This window comes from ANME-2 cluster archaeon (assembly GCA_019429385.1).
GTDB lineage: Archaea > Halobacteriota > Methanosarcinia > Methanosarcinales > Methanocomedenaceae > Methanocomedens_B.
Genome location: JAHYIS010000015.1, coordinates 12,367 through 26,848, shown reverse-complemented (window position 1 = coordinate 26,848; position 14,482 = coordinate 12,367). Strand labels below are relative to the sequence as shown.

Sequence of the window (14,482 nt, the reverse complement as noted above, 5' to 3'; positions counted from 1 at the left end):
TCACCAAAACCGCATCATAAATGAGTATTACTTGTTTTTCTCGAACATGGCCCTGACGAAACCCAAAAACGGTGGCGAAGGCCTGTTGGGTCTGCTCTTGAACTCTGGATGGAACTGGCTGGCAAAGAAGAACCTGTGTCCGGGAATTTCGGCAATCTCCATCCGGTTCTTGTTCCTGCCAGTGAATTTCAATCCCGCATCTTCTATTTCATCAATGTACTTCGGGTTGACTTCATACCTGTGGCGGTGTCGTTCAATTATCACATCAATGCCATACAGTTTATTGGCAAGGCTTCCCGGGGTCAGTTCAGCAAAATAATCACCGAGCCTCATTGTAGCCCCCATATCCATCACTCCTTCCTGTTCAGGCAAAAGGTCTATCACCGGATGTCCGGTAGAAGCCAGTTCCGAGCTGTTGGCATCTTCATATCCCAAAACGTTCCTGGCAAACTCAATAACCGCGGTCTGCATTCCCAGGCATAATCCCAGATATGGTTTATTGTGCTCCCTCGCGTATTGTATCGCCATGATCTTGCCCTCGGTCCCCCTTACACCGAACCCACCGGGCACAAGTATTCCATCATACTTTGAGAGCTTGTCAATGGAGCCCGGCTCTTTCTCGAAATCCTCTGCATCCAGCCAGTGGACATTTACCTTGCACCCCACCTCAATGCCCGCATGTTTCAGGCTTTCCCTGATGCTCAGGTACGAATCTTCCAGGTCAGTATACTTGCCGACAACGGCAACATCCACTGAACCGCTGGCCGAGCGCATCTTTTCCACCATCCGGTCCCACTCTTTAAGGTCATCCCTGGATTTCAGGCCCAGCTTGGACAGCAGGTAATCCGCAGCACCTTCATTTTCCAGCCTCTGGGGCACCATGTAAATATCTTCGGCATCGTGGGCGCTTATCACCGCTTTTGCCGGCACGTCACAGAACAGGGCTATCTTTTCCTTGGTACCGGGCAGCATTGGCTTTTTACATCTGGTAACTATCATGTCGGGGTGAAGACCCAACTGGCGCAGTTCCTTGACCGAATGCTGTGTCGGTTTTGTTTTTTGTTCCCCCTGGGGGTCCATGGGTACAAGGGTCACGTGGATGAATACCACGTCCTCAGTGTCCTCTTCGTTATGCAATTGCCGTACTGCTTCCAAAAACGGCATGCTCTCAATATCGCCGACCGTGCCCCCCACTTCCACCAGGCATATCTCGGCACCGCTGTTCCTGGCAACGTTCCTTAACCTCTCCTTTATTTCGTTCGTGACATGGGGAATTATCTGTACGGTCTTGCCCAGGTAATCGCCCCGGCGTTCCTTATTGATGACCGCCTGGTACACTTTCCCTGTTGTAATGTTATGCTCCCGGGTGAGTTCAATGTCAAGGAACCGCTCATAGTTACCCAGGTCCAGGTCAGCTTCCCCGCCATCCTTCAACACAAAAACCTCGCCGTGCTGGAAAGGACTCATTGTCCCGGCGTCGATATTGATGTACGGGTCAATCTTAATGGCCGTCACATCGTAACCTTTGTTTTTTAATATCCTTCCCATTGAAGCGGCGGTAATACCCTTACCAAGTCCGCTCATCACACCGCCGGTTACAATGACATATTTCATAAGATCCCTCAATTATTTCATTCATTTTTTTTCAGTAAATGTATTGCAGCGTACATCAGGATCACCATCAGTATGATAGATGCAGCCACAGCTCCTGTTAATTTATCGATCATGTTGAATGTAAATGTGGCCAGCAATACCATCAACGCTATCAGGACCAGGAGCAAGGGCATAAGATATTTGTCAAACTGATGAGCATGCCTGTCCGACACGTCTGCTTTTTCATAATTGCTATCTTGTTCATTACTCATATCAGATGGTAACGCATAGGTGGTATTTTTCAAATAACGGGGAGTGCCCAGTCTTTCGTCAACATCAACGGTGTGCCTGGTTTTGGCCTCAGCCTGTTTGATCCCGATGAATATCTTAAAAGTATCTGATTGTGCACCATAACCGGTAGCCACCTTGATCTCCCCTTCAACCCATTCGTGCTCTGCAGGAAGATGTACCACTACCGGCAAATATTCCTGGTTTGCCACATAAGGATTCTCGTGCAAGAACTTGACATATTTCCTGACATGATTGTCAGCTGAAAGATGAACATGGGTAGGACTGCCATAATTACTTATCACTATTTCAAAACTACAATCATTTCCCGGTCTTAAAGGCACGGTGATCTCAGGACTGTCAAATTCAATGGCATTACCCGGATTGCGGTTAATATGTATCTGCTGCACTAGTAGCGGCCTCTTGGAGTTATTCCCGCAGTTCGGGTGGAAGCATATTTGGGATGCTGTCTTCTATAGGATAATGCTCATCACACTTTTCACAGAACAATGAGCCCGAAATAATCTCATTTTCATCCTCTTCATCCACGGTAAGTACCAGGTCACCTTTACACATTGGACAGCATAATATTTCCATAAGTTCATGTTTCACAGTTCTCAACTCACAAAACTTTTTATCGTGTTTATGGTTACGACATATTCGTTCATCAAATTATCGGTGTATACTGGGCTGGCAATACTCTGTTCAATAGAAAGAAAACGTATTCCCGATGATCTCGTAAAAATCCCATGTTCTAAAATCAAGAGACATGAGGCCCCTGGTTTGTTGAAAGGGAATTTGTTTCTCCGAATTACTGAAAAATCCTTGCCTGAGTTTATTCGAACTGAAACTCAAAAAAAGTGATATGTCGCTGCCTTAGTAAACGACCATCTCATGAAGAACGTCTGTCTTGCTGATGATACCTATATATTTGCCCCCGGAAGTTACCATCAATCTTCCGACCTTCTTGTTATCAAATAACTTTACAACATCGTATAGTGCAGTATCGCCATCCACAGAAATGATGTCTTTTGTCATGATCTCCCGTATCTTGAGGTTCATCTTTCCGCTGGCAAGGGTATTACCAATATCGGTATAGGTAATGACCCCTACAATACTGCCTTTATCCTCAACAGGGGCACCATGAATGTTATTTCTGGTAAATATCCTTGCAGCTTCCTGAATGGTAGCATTGGCTGGTACGGAAATTGTTTTATCAGATAGATATTCACGTATTGGACGTTTGGGAAGTGAAACCATCTCAGTAATAGAAAAAAGTAAAGCATTGGATGAATCATCCCGCCCCATTACTTTTCCTCGAACGATTAGTTTATTGACGGGTGTTGGTCCTACCTGTATGACATCACCAGTATCAAAATCACGTATATCGCCAAGAATGCGAATGATACCATTGCAGGTATCTGGATGGCGCACGGTAGTAAAACTAATCTCTGCAGCTGTCAGCCCATCAACAAGCTGATGATTTTTATATATGGGGACTACTGCTTCGGTATCCATTTCAGTAACATTTAACACTTGATAGGTAGCACCGGTTGCTTTGTACCCGCCTTTGGGACCTGGTACCCCTTCGACCAATCCAAGCGCTTTCAGTGACTGCATCTGATTGCGAACTGTTCCGGGATTACGGTTAATTATTTCTGCAATCATTTCTCCTTTAATTGCACATTTATTCTGTCGATAAAGATTAATTAAAGCAGTTAAAATCTCTCTCTGAATTGGCGTAAGTTCCATGTTTAACTTGCTCCTGATAGTAATTAGTAATAATAATAATGAATAATGAATATATAATTATATTTCCTCTTACTTAAAGTCATGCTTCAAATTTATGCATAGTTTGTTTTATGCAACAATAGGGATATTTTGCTATTATGGTCAACTTAAAATATATTTTATCAACCATTAATGTTTCTGTATTGTCAATGATAAATCATTGTTTAAATGAAATACGGTAAATAGTCACAAACTTATTATCAGCTGCCCTTCTTTTTGATACTCAAGGAACATTTCAGCTACTTCAAACGACTCAACAACTTCAATACCTTCCATGAAATCGTCATCCTGGAGCCCGACCATGGAACATGCCAGGCGGCAGCATTTGAACCGGACACCAAGGTCCAGGCATTCACGTACAGACCTGTCATAGACAGGGGTGCCCCTTTTATCTTTCTTACCCAGGAGCACACCCATCGGACCCCACAGTACAACTACAACATCAAGTCCTTTTTTGCGGTAGTATTTTGCGAACCGAATCGTTTCCTGGGGGCTGGTGCTCTCATAGACCATATTTTTCAAAAGCAAAAGTACCCGCGTGATCTCAACCATAAAAATATCCTGTAATATCTATTAAACACCTGTTACTATCCCTGCTGAATAACCATCGCATATACCTGCTAAATAAGATGTTCTGCGATATTTTCCGTTATCATATGCTCGCAATAGATACATCTTAATCGTATCGGGTCCTTTTTCACTTCGAACTTTGAGGTCACCGGTTCATTGGTATTTGAAATACAGTCCGGGTTTGCACACCTGACCATACTTTCCACCATTTCAGGCAACTCCACACGATGCTTGTCTGCAACGCCAAAGTCGCGTATAATATTTATTGTTGCTTTGGGTGAGATGAGGGATATCTTGTCCACTTCTTTATCTTCCAGTTCCCTGTCCTCAATCTTTACAATATCCTTGAACATAATATCCCGGCTGGACACGTTCATCGCCACTGAAATAACAGCACTGGACGAACCCGTTATACCCAGTATCTTTAACACATTCATAGCCTGCCCGGCATTGATGTGGTCTATGACAGTGCCGTCACGTATTGGATGTACCCTCAATTCCTTTCCAGGGGTCATACATCGACCCCCAGCACGAGAGTAAGCAATGCCATCCTGATGGGCACCCCGTAGAATGACTGCTCGAAATATCGGGCATGAGGTGAATTATCCACTGAACTGTCAATCTCATATACCCTGGGAAGAGGATGCATGACTATCATATCCTCCCTGACATTGTTAAAATGCTCTCCTGTTATCTTGTAGGCACCCACTACTTTGTTGTATTCGGTCGGGTCAGGGAACCGTTCCTTCTGGATGCGGGTCATGTACAGCACATCCACGCTATCCAGTACCTCGTCAAGGTTTTCAGTCTCGCTGACCCTGGCACCCATTGCTTTGATGTCCCCTTTTATCTGTTGCGGCATCTTTAACTGGGGTGGGGATACAAACGTGATATTTGCACCGTATAAAGAAAGGGCATAAGCAAGGGAATGAACAGTACGTCCGTACTTCAGGTCCCCCACTATGGCAATGTCCAGATCATCAAGATGGCTTTCCTTTTTAATGGTATACAGGTCAAGCAGGGTCTGGGTGGGATGATGCCCGGCACCGTCTCCTCCGTTTATAATGGGGACTGATGCAAATTCAGCTGCCATGCGTGCCGAACCTTCGCTTGGATGACGCAATACAATGGCATCCGAATAGGTACTTATCACCCGAATGGTATCGGCCAGAGTCTCCCCTTTTACAACACTGCTTGCCTCTTTTGAGCCCAGGTTCAATACGTTGCCGCCCAACCGTAACATTGCAGTCTCGAAAGACATGCGGGTTCTTGTGCTGGGTTCATAGAACAACAGTGCCAGGATCTTTCCTGTCAGGATATCTGACCTGCCGCCCCTGGCCAGCGTTTCGAGTTTAAGAGCCCTCTCCAGAATAAAATCAATTTCGTCCCGGGTAAAATCCTTCATTGAGAGAATGTGACAGCGGTCAAAGTTCATCATCTTTAATATGGAGATTTAGTGATTTAAACCTATTGAATATCTTGCGAATCAATCTATATCGACGCCTATTCCCATGATGTCCCTGGCACCGCCACATATATCCTCTGCAATACGTGCGCAGCCCAGGGCACCAGACCATACTCCAAGACATTCCACACCTGTACCAACGTGTGACTTTATCCTGTCCCTGGCATACTTGATATCACTGACCGAACCTGCTAAGAATATGCGGGGGTCCTCTATGCCTTTTTCCCTGAGCAGCAGTTTCATGGAAACTATCTCCATTGCTGCAAACAGGGCTGCGGTATCCAGAGCAAGGACTGCAGAAGGGTCACCCGCAGAAAAAGCAGCCATTAGAGCCTCTATGTCCTTCACCCCTGCCATCTTGACCACTCCTGCACGGGTGAAGGCTTCATTAGCGGTAATTTCTCCATAATCCACATCCCGTATTCCTTCCAGGTCTATAGGACCGTGATGTATTCCGGGCGCAAATATGCACGCATCCAGCGCACCCAGCAATGTACCCTGTGCCACTGCCAGTGTTACCGTGTTGGAACTGATATCAGATACAACCATGTTATCATATCCTTTCCTGTAAGCATGGTATACGATGCCAATTTTTTCAGGGCTGGCACCATGGGAAAATACATTGAACCTGGCATCGGGCGTATTGCCCCTGTGAAGCCCGGGTATTACCAGTGCCGGAATGCCTGAATTTTTGATAGTGTCATAGACCAGCGTGCCTCCACCTACATGAAGCCCGGCACCGTGCCTGTCCTTTATACCCCTGTCAGGTACACGGTCAATGGGTGTGACCATGTCTATCCCGTCACCCATGGAATACGTTACGGCCATCATCGTTATTTCTGATACAGAAGTGTACAGTCCCTTCAGGAATGCATTCCGGATATCTTCACCGGCCATCTTTGCCGCATGAAGTCTTGATAGTTTGAATACACGGCCGTCTGTGGATGCAAACCGTATGTGGGTAGTGCCATGGTCTATGCCGACAAACATAATTATCTGGAATGTTTTATCGGTATTAACACTGTCTATTTATACTGGTTTTGAAGATTGCATGGTACATGAGTACGCGGATAACAGTACCTGTCCCCTGCATAATTTCGAGCATGGTCGGTGAAGAACTTGCATGCCCATGTACATGACATTCGTTTTAGAGATCAAATTCGATTATTTTGAATAAAATTGGATCAACTATAATTGTAAAATTATGGTCCTCGACATAAAGCTGCTCGATCTTTTTTATATCATATCCTGCTTTCAATAATTGTATCCTTTCTTCAGAGGTTTCTAACATTGCAATCATTTTATCTCCCCGAACTTTGACTGAAAATTATGCAGGTACTGACCAAAATCATCTAAAACAATTTTGATATGTGCTATAAATTAACCCCCACTCCCCAGCCCGCTAATAATTTGCATTTACGGTTGGAGAGGGGTATTTTCCATGATCAATCTCCGATTTCCACTAAGTTATAGTTAATTAGTATGGTATGTGTCTATATATATTTTTCGATTTTAGTAATATAAAATTTTTATAGTCGTGCTTATATATTAAAATGATAATTCTTGAATTATTATAAAATTAGATATTTGCGCTTTAATGTCCATGCCATGTGCACAGGAAATGCCACGCAGAAAAAATAAGCAACAACGAGAAAATGTACCTTTTGCAGTCGCAGTTATTTGAGACTCTGGATAGTATCCAGGGTGTCCGCAATACTCTGGCAATCATAGAGTCATACGAAATTAACTATAAAAATTCACCCCGTATACGGCCTGAAATCCCATTTCTGCCCTTTCACCATATCCAGCAGCAATTTCCCTTTTTCCGGTGGCATGGCCAGCTTCCCTGCTCTTTTCAGCGGTTCCATAAGCTGGCAGAACCTGTGCACATCCTCTTCCACCCCGGTTGCCAGGTCAAGCTGTTTATCGTGGGTCACCAACCGGTTAAGCTTTACCGAGAATACAAAATCATCAGGGGTATGAGCTGTCCATCCCAGCACCAGGCCGGGTTTTGGGTAGCTGTAGAACGTGGAATTTATCTCTGCGGTATTGAACAGTGAAGTATATGCCCTGAGCTTCGAAGGCTCGTCCCGCTCATACAGCGTACCCCCACAGTCACGATAGTCCCAGCCTGAACATCCAAGCCGTATAGTACCCATACACATCAACTCCAGCAATATTATTACCCTTGACAGATGATAAATCAATTGATGCCGGATTACAGGACAGGGGCCTGTGGCTGGGGATATTTCAGGATACCGGGTGCAGATACCCTGGAAGCATATTCCCGGGTATTCGACTTTGTGGAAGTGAACTCTACGTTCTACCAGACACCGTCCCCTGAGGTGGTGGATTCCTGGGTGAAAAAGGTTCCTGAAGGTTTTACCTTCTCGGTACGGTGTCATCGTGACCTGACCCACCGGTACATGCTGGCCCCGTCTGAACGTTCATGCAGGCTGCTTGAAGAGAGTATAGGGATTTGCAGGAGGCTGGGCTCAGGATTATTGGTACTGGAAACCCCCCGGTCCTTTGATCCAAACAGGGCGGTGAAAGGGATACACGACCTTCTGGCCTCGGTCCCGCTGGATGATGTGCGGCTGGTATGGGAGATCAGGTGGGGGCTCCCGGGAGACGAACTGGTTCGATCGATGCAGGAGTTCAATATGGTGCACTGTGTGGACCTGTCAAGGGAGTCCGGACCTGCCTATCGTTCAGACATTCTGTACTCAAGACTGTTCGGACATGGTTACCACAACCTCTACCAGTTCGATGATGAAGAACTTATTGAGATAGACAGGAGGGCACAGGACACCAGTTCCGGGTCTATGTACCTGTCATTCCACGGCGGCAGGATGTACAGGGACGCGGCAAGGTTGAAAGTTTACCGCAAAGAGGGACGGTTCCCGAGAGTAACAACGCATAACGGGGCAGAGGCCCTGGGAGAGGTACTGCTGGAAGATGCACGGTTCCCGGCAGGGAAGCAGGAACTCATTGCCTCCCAGGGATGGAAGGTGATAGATATGGCCGGAGACAGAAGGGTGCATGTACGTGTGTTGCTGGAAAGGTTGGATGAAGGAATATACCAAAATAGAGAAGACGTTTTGAGAGACCTCAGGAGAACCATGGGAAAAAAGAATGCCGGCAATCCATGAGGATAACATCTAAAAATAGTTTTAACTAGCCCCTTCTTTCAACGGGAAATTATATTAATGTGCATATAATAATTATTATCATAATGATGTTGTTGTTTTGTTGTTAATAATCACTGATAATCTCGGATAAATATCGTTTTTCATGCTGAAATTATGAATTACGGTATGACAATTTTATCCATATCTGGCATTATTACCGTATTTTTATCATTCATAGTGCATGCTATATAGAAATAAACGCATATCTTTTCTTGATTAGTACTAAACGTATCACTTCACGTAACAATTAGGGGGTATTCCTATTGACTGAATTAATAATTACTGCACAACTCCAGTTAGCAGTCCTGGGCGAAGGTGATTCCTTAAGCCGCTATATATCGACCGCCGTAAAAGCACTGGATGAACACAATGTGCAATACCAGATATGTCCAATGGGCACTGCCATACAGGCAGGGAGCATAGACGAGATATTCGATGCGTGCAAGGCAGCCCACAAAGCTGTAATGGATATGGGCGTCAACCGGGTATTGACCAGCATCACGATAGACCACCGGCTGCAAGGCTGTAAAGGACTGGATGAAAAAGTAAGATCAGTTAAATTAAAAATGTAAGGATATTATTTAATAGCATAGATACCATAAAACCATTAGATGCTCAGAGTTACATTCCTTGGTACCGGCGGCAGTGTACCAACCCCAAAACGAAATCCTTCAGCTATTCTGGTAAACCGCAAGGGCGAGCTTATGTTGTTCGACTGCGGAGAGGGCACCCAGCAGCAAATGATGCGGGCCAAGACCGGAATGGGCAACCTGACCTCCATATTCATCACCCATTTCCATGCCGACCATATCCTTGGTATCCCGGGCCTGATACAGACCATGAACTTTAACGGTCGTACAGAACCTCTTAAAATATACGGTCCCCGCTGGGTGAATGAATTCGTCCGGTTGATGCTGGCAATAGGATTCTATAAATTGAAATACGAGATCCAGGCCATTGAATTACATCCCGGGGACAGGGTGGACAGGGGTGAGTATTACATTGATGCTATCAGGACCGAACATAGTGTACCCTCTGTTGGTTATGCCCTGGCGGAAGCAGACAGGCCCGGACGGTTCGACCGTGATAAAGCCCTCGAACTCGGTATACCTCCAGGACCGCTGTTCAAGCGCCTGCATAATGGAGAAGATGTCGAATTCCAGGGAAGGATCATAAAGAGCAGTGACGTTGTAGGCTCCCCGAGACCGGGCCGCAGGATAGTCTATTCCGGTGATACCAGGCCATGCAGCGGCGTTTTTGTAGCAAGCGACAAAGCAGATATCCTTATCCATGACTCGACCCTTGCCGATGACATGGTGGACTGGGCCAACGAGTCCATGCATTCCACGGCAGGGGAGGCGGCATCCCTGGCATCCCTGGCAAATGTGCACCAGCTTGTGCTGACCCATATCAGCTCCCGTTATTCAGAGGATACATCACAGTTACTGGAAGATGCTTTGAAGGAGTTTAACAATGTATGCATCGCAGAAGAGTTCATGGTCATCGAGATACCGTACCGCGACGATTAGTTCTTTTTCGTATCGGGTCTGCCCGTTTCTTTGTAATATCCAGTTTACGCATATCCTTCAGTTTTCCCAGCCTGGTACCATCCAGCAGGTACGCCTGCCCGTCATCCATATTCACAACCTTTGCTGCAAATAGCGGACCCAGCAGGTCTTCGTGCATTGATTCATTGAATGCCACTCCCCCGCAGAGCTGGCAAAATGCGGGCATGATCACCACTTCAGGGTCAGACCACGGCAGTTCATCACCGGTCAGGCGGTAATGTGATTCCAGCGGTGAGCGGAGTAACCGGGTGCGTATCCAGGCAGGTTCGGTACTGCTGGAACCCAGTGCGTCCGTGAACCTGATTGTGGGGTGGTTGTGTGCCATGATAATATGGCTGCAGGCCAGCAGGCCAGGGTCCGGCCAGGTATGACCGTGGAAGTACCCCACGCCATCTTGCACAAAACCCCTGGCCGGTTGCAGTATCACTTCAGGCCCTGCCGGGATTTGCCTCAACAGGAATTCCATGTCCCCGTCATGGTTGCCTGGCACGATGTCAACCGGAACCCTTCTGGCAATACGTTCAAGGAAATGGGGCACTTCCTCCCGTTCCTGCCAGGATATCCGTGGCACATTATGTTTCACATCCCCCAGCAGCACGAGCCTGTCAGGTTTTGCTGTATCCAGGTATTCCAGTATCCTTGCAAGTCCTCCAGCGGACTGGCTCGGGACCACAATACCGCTATTGCCAAGGTCCCATTCGATCCCAAGATGGATATCTGCCACCACAAGTACCCGGATGGTATTCTCAATAACCAGGGCAGGTTCATCGACCATGGGTTCCAGTGCGACGGTCATATGCTAACATATATTACGATTGATTATAAATTCACAGGCTAGAATAGCAGCACCGTTATGATTCAGCAAGTTCTGTTTCATATCATTACCAATCTAAGAAAAATGTACGTGAGGTATACACATAGCTACCAATAATACCGAAATAGAAAAACGCCTGTGGGAAGCCGCCGACGAGCTCCGCGCCAATTCCAAACTGAAATCATCCGAATATTCAACACCTGTACTGGGCCTGATCTTTCTCCGCTACGCCGACCATAAATTCACCATAGCCAGGCAGGAATTGGAAGGCAAGAGCACCAGCGTCCGCACCTGCGACCTGCTCCTGCCGAAGCTGATCTCAGGCGAGATGGATGTGGAAAAAATTAACATTCTGATGCCGGATAACGGTGGAGCATGAAAATCAAAATCTTGGGAACCGAAGACAAATCAAAAGGCAGGCTTTATAAAATCAAAGTTGCAGCCAAAGAAGTTGAATTGCTACTTACATGGCACTCATTAGAGCGTATCGCTGTATGGAGTTTAAAACCCGAACAGGTTATTGAGACCTTGCTATTTCCGGAAGAAGTGGTGACCGGTCATAATAACAGATTTATTGCTCATAAAAGATATAATGGACATATAATTAGAGCAGTCTATGAATATGACCATAAATTGCCAGTTCTTGTAACGGTATATTATCCAACCGCAAAAAGATACTTTAAAGGAGGTAATAACTTTGCAGATAAAATACTCCCCTGATACGGATGCATTGATAATTCAACTCAGGGAAGGTAAACCCGTAGATTCTGTTGACCTTGCTGAAGGAATTATCGCGCATTACTCGAAAGACAAGAAGATACTTGAGATAGAAATTCTGGATGCCTCAAAGGTTGTGCAAATGAATGAATTGAATGTGTCGCTAAAGGGTGCACAGGCCGCATTGGTGGCTTGATACTTTTATTGGGGTCTGAAATATGACATTCTGGCACCCCACCTACACCATAGCCCCTGCCACAGCCGCCGCCCTCATGCAGATCGAAGCTGACCGGACCGTGGTGGAACAAACACCGCTTCCCCTGGCAGTACAGGAAGAACTGCGCCGCCGTGCCCGCATCCGCTCCACCCACTATTCCACCCGGATAGAGGGCAACAGGCTCACACTGGAAGAGGCAGAGCAGGTCATCGAGGGAAAACAATTCCTCGGCCGGGAGCGGGATGTGGGTGAGGTGCGCAACTACTGGAACGCCCTGCTACGCGTAGAAGAATGGGCGGCTAAAGGGGTGCCTCTTACTGAAGACCTTATCAAGCGCCTGCATGCACTGGTTGAGAAAGGGGCGAGGGCCGGACCCAGCCCGTACCGTGACGGCCAGAATGTGATACGGGATTCTGCCTCCGGTGCTATTGTGTATATGCCGCCCGAAGCCAAAGATGTGCCCGTACTCATGGCCGCTCTGGTCAATTGGGGCAATACGGCCACAAAAGATGGAGTGCCAGTGCCCCTCATCGCTGCACTGGTCCATTACCAATTTGTCACCATCCATCCCTATTATGACGGCAACGGCAGGACAGCCCGGCTGATGGCCACGTTTATCTTACACAGGGGCGGTTATGGATTACACGGCTTCTTTTCACTTGAAGAGCACCATGCACGCGACCTTGACGCTTATTATCAGGCTCTGGTCGTCCATCCGCACCACAACTATTACGAAGGCCGTCCCACAGCCGACCTGACCTCATGGCTGGAATATTTTGTCAGGCTTTTGGCAGAAGTATTCACTGCTGCCAGGGAGGAGGCACTGCGCAGTCTGGATGAAGGCATTACCATTGAACCTGAAGCTCTGCGCCGGCTTGATCCGCGGGCAAGGACAGTACTGGCACTGTTCACCAAAAAGGAGCAGATCACCTCTTCTGAAGTAGCCAATACCTTAGGCCTCTCCCAGCGCATGGCACGGGTGCTGTTAAAGAATTGGGTGGAAGAAGGGTGGCTGGAGGTGGCAGACCCGTCCCGGCGGGCACGTGCCTATACATTAAACGAACATTATCGGCAATATATCGGCAATTCAACGGCAAAACGGACAAAATAGGACTATTCAGACTGCGACCCACTTGAGGGATGGATTGCAGATCCTGATTTGTTAGATTTGACAATTCAATAAAGTGGGTATATATATAAAAAATAACAATAGTGTTCGCAGATGCAAGATAATTATAGTATTTACAATGTGGATTTGAACACAAGTCACTTCACACCATTTGCTCTCCGTAATGCTTCTTCTCTTAAAATTAATGAAAAAAATATTGAGAATTGGATGGCCACCGAGCCCAAATTATTATTTTCAAACCCTGATTCAGTTATGATAATCGCACAGGAAATCAGCGGTGAAGTTATGGCTGATCTTCTTGCTGTGGACAGTCAAGGAAATCTGATAATCATCGAAATAAAACGGGATTGGTCAGATAGAAATACAGTGGGACAAATCCTTGATTATGCAGCACTGTTGGCATCTTGGGAATACGAAGATTTCAATGATAGGTGGAAAAAATATAAAGGGGTAAATGCTGGTGATTTGTTTGAAGAATTTAAAAATTTTAGTGAAAATCCTGATTTTCGAGATGATGAATTCCTAGAACAAAGACGATTGTTCATTCTTGCGTCTTCAGTAGATGAAAGTATGAAACGGATAATAAAGTGGTTGAGTGAATTATATAATGTCCCCATTGATTATGTTCCGTTCCAATTCTATGAAAATAATGGCCAGGTTTTTCTTCAGATTTCAAAAATTGATATTCAACCTATTGCCCCAAAATGGGGCTGGTCTGGAGATTGGTTTTTCAATACTAATGAAACTTATGGTAAAGGTGCATACCAGAAAATGTTTGACCAATCAGTTATTGCTGTTCATGGTTATCCCAATACCCAGGAATATCTAAACCGGCCAGAACCAGGAGGACGTGTTTTTGCATACATTAACGGACGTGGCGTAGCTGCTGTTGGAATATTAGGAGAAAGGGATGCATTTTCTTCTGGATCAGTCTTCGGAAAAGAAAATGAACAAGAATTTAATCGTCACGTAACCTGGGAAACAATTGTCCAACCTGAAAAAGCTGTCAGACCAGCTGAATCCAGCCAATGGGGGTATAACCTTCCAATTCGCTCCACATTATGTAGGATGTACCACAAAAGCATAGCACAGAAAATTGCTGACGAACTCAAAAGACGTGAATCTGAAAATAAATAGTC

The 14,482-nt window shown here is 46.0% G+C and carries 18 protein-coding genes; 8 read left to right on the top strand and 10 right to left on the bottom strand.

Features of this window, described 5'->3' with window-relative positions; translation table 11 throughout:
- Positions 1 to 27: 27 nt before the first annotated feature.
- The 9 genes from pyrG to K0A89_06695 all read right to left on the bottom strand — a co-directional run bounded on the left by pyrG (position 28) and on the right by K0A89_06695 (position 7,866).
- Complete coding sequence (gene pyrG, locus K0A89_06735) at positions 28 to 1,614, bottom strand: CTP synthase (glutamine hydrolyzing) (protein ID MBW6518181.1); 1,587 nt, start codon at positions 1,612 to 1,614, stop codon at positions 28 to 30.
- A 17-nt stretch (positions 1,615 to 1,631) separates the two neighbouring features.
- On the bottom strand, positions 1,632 to 2,291 hold the full coding sequence (locus K0A89_06730) for a hypothetical protein (GenBank protein MBW6518180.1): 660 nt from the start codon (positions 2,289 to 2,291) through the stop codon (positions 1,632 to 1,634).
- A gap of 19 nt (positions 2,292 to 2,310) precedes the next feature.
- Positions 2,311 to 2,493 carry a methytransferase partner Trm112 gene (locus K0A89_06725; protein ID MBW6518179.1) on the bottom strand — a complete coding sequence of 61 codons (183 nt, stop codon included), beginning with the start codon at positions 2,491 to 2,493 and terminating at the stop codon, positions 2,311 to 2,313.
- Positions 2,494 to 2,757: 264 nt separating this feature from the next.
- Positions 2,758 to 3,633 (bottom strand): CBS domain-containing protein, encoded by an 876-nt coding sequence (locus K0A89_06720; protein ID MBW6518178.1) that lies wholly within the window; start codon positions 3,631 to 3,633, stop codon positions 2,758 to 2,760.
- A gap of 225 nt (positions 3,634 to 3,858) precedes the next feature.
- Positions 3,859 to 4,224, bottom strand: a complete 366-nt coding sequence (locus K0A89_06715) for a DsrE family protein (protein ID MBW6518177.1) — start codon at positions 4,222 to 4,224, stop codon at positions 3,859 to 3,861.
- Between the two features lie 68 nt (positions 4,225 to 4,292).
- Positions 4,293 to 4,757 carry an aspartate carbamoyltransferase regulatory subunit gene (pyrI, locus tag K0A89_06710; GenBank protein ID MBW6518176.1) on the bottom strand — a complete coding sequence of 155 codons (465 nt, stop codon included), beginning with the start codon at positions 4,755 to 4,757 and terminating at the stop codon, positions 4,293 to 4,295.
- Positions 4,754 to 5,677 (bottom strand): aspartate carbamoyltransferase, encoded by a 924-nt coding sequence (gene pyrB, locus K0A89_06705; GenBank protein MBW6518175.1) that lies wholly within the window; start codon positions 5,675 to 5,677, stop codon positions 4,754 to 4,756. The genes pyrI and pyrB overlap by 4 nt, the downstream gene beginning before the upstream one ends.
- Before the next feature lie 51 nt (positions 5,678 to 5,728).
- Entirely contained in the window at positions 5,729 to 6,697 is a 969-nt protein-coding gene (locus tag K0A89_06700) for a methanogenesis marker 12 protein (protein ID MBW6518174.1), read from the bottom strand.
- A 767-nt stretch (positions 6,698 to 7,464) separates the two neighbouring features.
- Positions 7,465 to 7,866, bottom strand: a complete 402-nt coding sequence (locus K0A89_06695; protein ID MBW6518173.1) for a DUF72 domain-containing protein — start codon at positions 7,864 to 7,866, stop codon at positions 7,465 to 7,467.
- 36 nt (positions 7,867 to 7,902) lie between these two features.
- On the opposite strand from K0A89_06695, the gene K0A89_06690 reads away from it, so the two are divergent.
- The 3 genes from K0A89_06690 (at position 7,903) to rnz (ending at position 10,427) form a co-directional block, all read left to right on the top strand.
- Positions 7,903 to 8,859 carry a DUF72 domain-containing protein gene (locus tag K0A89_06690; protein MBW6518172.1) on the top strand — a complete coding sequence of 319 codons (957 nt, stop codon included), beginning with the start codon at positions 7,903 to 7,905 and terminating at the stop codon, positions 8,857 to 8,859.
- Positions 8,860 to 9,161: 302 nt separating this feature from the next.
- On the top strand, positions 9,162 to 9,470 hold the full coding sequence (locus K0A89_06685) for an MTH1187 family thiamine-binding protein (protein MBW6518171.1): 309 nt from the start codon (positions 9,162 to 9,164) through the stop codon (positions 9,468 to 9,470).
- 39 nt (positions 9,471 to 9,509) lie between these two features.
- Positions 9,510 to 10,427: a ribonuclease Z gene (gene rnz, locus K0A89_06680; GenBank protein ID MBW6518170.1), complete on the top strand. Its 918-nt coding sequence runs from the start codon at positions 9,510 to 9,512 to the stop codon at positions 10,425 to 10,427.
- Here rnz and K0A89_06675 read toward each other — a convergent pair.
- A complete protein-coding gene (locus K0A89_06675) occupies positions 10,399 to 11,262 on the bottom strand; it encodes a metallophosphoesterase (GenBank protein MBW6518169.1) in 864 nt (287 codons plus the stop codon). The two genes, rnz and K0A89_06675, sit on opposite strands and share 29 nt — an antisense overlap.
- A 121-nt stretch (positions 11,263 to 11,383) precedes the next feature.
- Between K0A89_06675 and K0A89_06670 the strand changes: the two genes are divergently transcribed.
- From K0A89_06670 to K0A89_06650, 5 genes are all read left to right on the top strand, one after another.
- Positions 11,384 to 11,659: a type I restriction-modification system subunit M N-terminal domain-containing protein gene (locus K0A89_06670; GenBank protein MBW6518168.1), complete on the top strand. Its 276-nt coding sequence runs from the start codon at positions 11,384 to 11,386 to the stop codon at positions 11,657 to 11,659.
- Positions 11,656 to 12,000 carry a DUF4258 domain-containing protein gene (locus K0A89_06665; protein MBW6518167.1) on the top strand — a complete coding sequence of 115 codons (345 nt, stop codon included), beginning with the start codon at positions 11,656 to 11,658 and terminating at the stop codon, positions 11,998 to 12,000. Before K0A89_06670 ends, K0A89_06665 begins: the two co-directional genes overlap by 4 nt.
- Positions 11,978 to 12,193 (top strand): DUF2283 domain-containing protein, encoded by a 216-nt coding sequence (locus tag K0A89_06660; protein MBW6518166.1) that lies wholly within the window; start codon positions 11,978 to 11,980, stop codon positions 12,191 to 12,193. Before K0A89_06665 ends, K0A89_06660 begins: the two co-directional genes overlap by 23 nt.
- Before the next feature lie 22 nt (positions 12,194 to 12,215).
- Positions 12,216 to 13,325, top strand: a complete 1,110-nt coding sequence (locus tag K0A89_06655) for a Fic family protein (protein ID MBW6518165.1) — start codon at positions 12,216 to 12,218, stop codon at positions 13,323 to 13,325.
- A 111-nt stretch (positions 13,326 to 13,436) separates the two neighbouring features.
- Positions 13,437 to 14,480 carry a hypothetical protein gene (locus K0A89_06650; GenBank protein ID MBW6518164.1) on the top strand — a complete coding sequence of 348 codons (1,044 nt, stop codon included), beginning with the start codon at positions 13,437 to 13,439 and terminating at the stop codon, positions 14,478 to 14,480.
- Positions 14,481 to 14,482: the final 2 nt, after the last annotated feature.

Coding starts and splice junctions, on each gene's coding strand:
- K0A89_06700 (MBW6518174.1), bottom strand. CDS start 6,697: ATGTTTGTCGGCATAGACCATGGCACTACCCACATACGGTTTGCATCC.
- K0A89_06715 (MBW6518177.1), bottom strand. CDS start 4,224: ATGGTTGAGATCACGCGGGTACTTTTGCTTTTGAAAAATATGGTCTAT.
- K0A89_06720 (MBW6518178.1), bottom strand. CDS start 3,633: ATGGAACTTACGCCAATTCAGAGAGAGATTTTAACTGCTTTAATTAAT.
- K0A89_06675 (MBW6518169.1), bottom strand. CDS start 11,262: ATGACCGTCGCACTGGAACCCATGGTCGATGAACCTGCCCTGGTTATT.
- pyrG (MBW6518181.1), bottom strand. CDS start 1,614: ATGAAATATGTCATTGTAACCGGCGGTGTGATGAGCGGACTTGGTAAG.
- pyrB (MBW6518175.1), bottom strand. CDS start 5,677: ATGAACTTTGACCGCTGTCACATTCTCTCAATGAAGGATTTTACCCGG.
- K0A89_06650 (MBW6518164.1), top strand. CDS start 13,437: ATGCAAGATAATTATAGTATTTACAATGTGGATTTGAACACAAGTCAC.
- pyrI (MBW6518176.1), bottom strand. CDS start 4,757: ATGACCCCTGGAAAGGAATTGAGGGTACATCCAATACGTGACGGCACT.
- K0A89_06695 (MBW6518173.1), bottom strand. CDS start 7,866: ATGGGTACTATACGGCTTGGATGTTCAGGCTGGGACTATCGTGACTGT.
- K0A89_06655 (MBW6518165.1), top strand. CDS start 12,216: ATGACATTCTGGCACCCCACCTACACCATAGCCCCTGCCACAGCCGCC.
- K0A89_06665 (MBW6518167.1), top strand. CDS start 11,656: ATGAAAATCAAAATCTTGGGAACCGAAGACAAATCAAAAGGCAGGCTT.
- rnz (MBW6518170.1), top strand. CDS start 9,510: ATGCTCAGAGTTACATTCCTTGGTACCGGCGGCAGTGTACCAACCCCA.
- K0A89_06690 (MBW6518172.1), top strand. CDS start 7,903: ATGATAAATCAATTGATGCCGGATTACAGGACAGGGGCCTGTGGCTGG.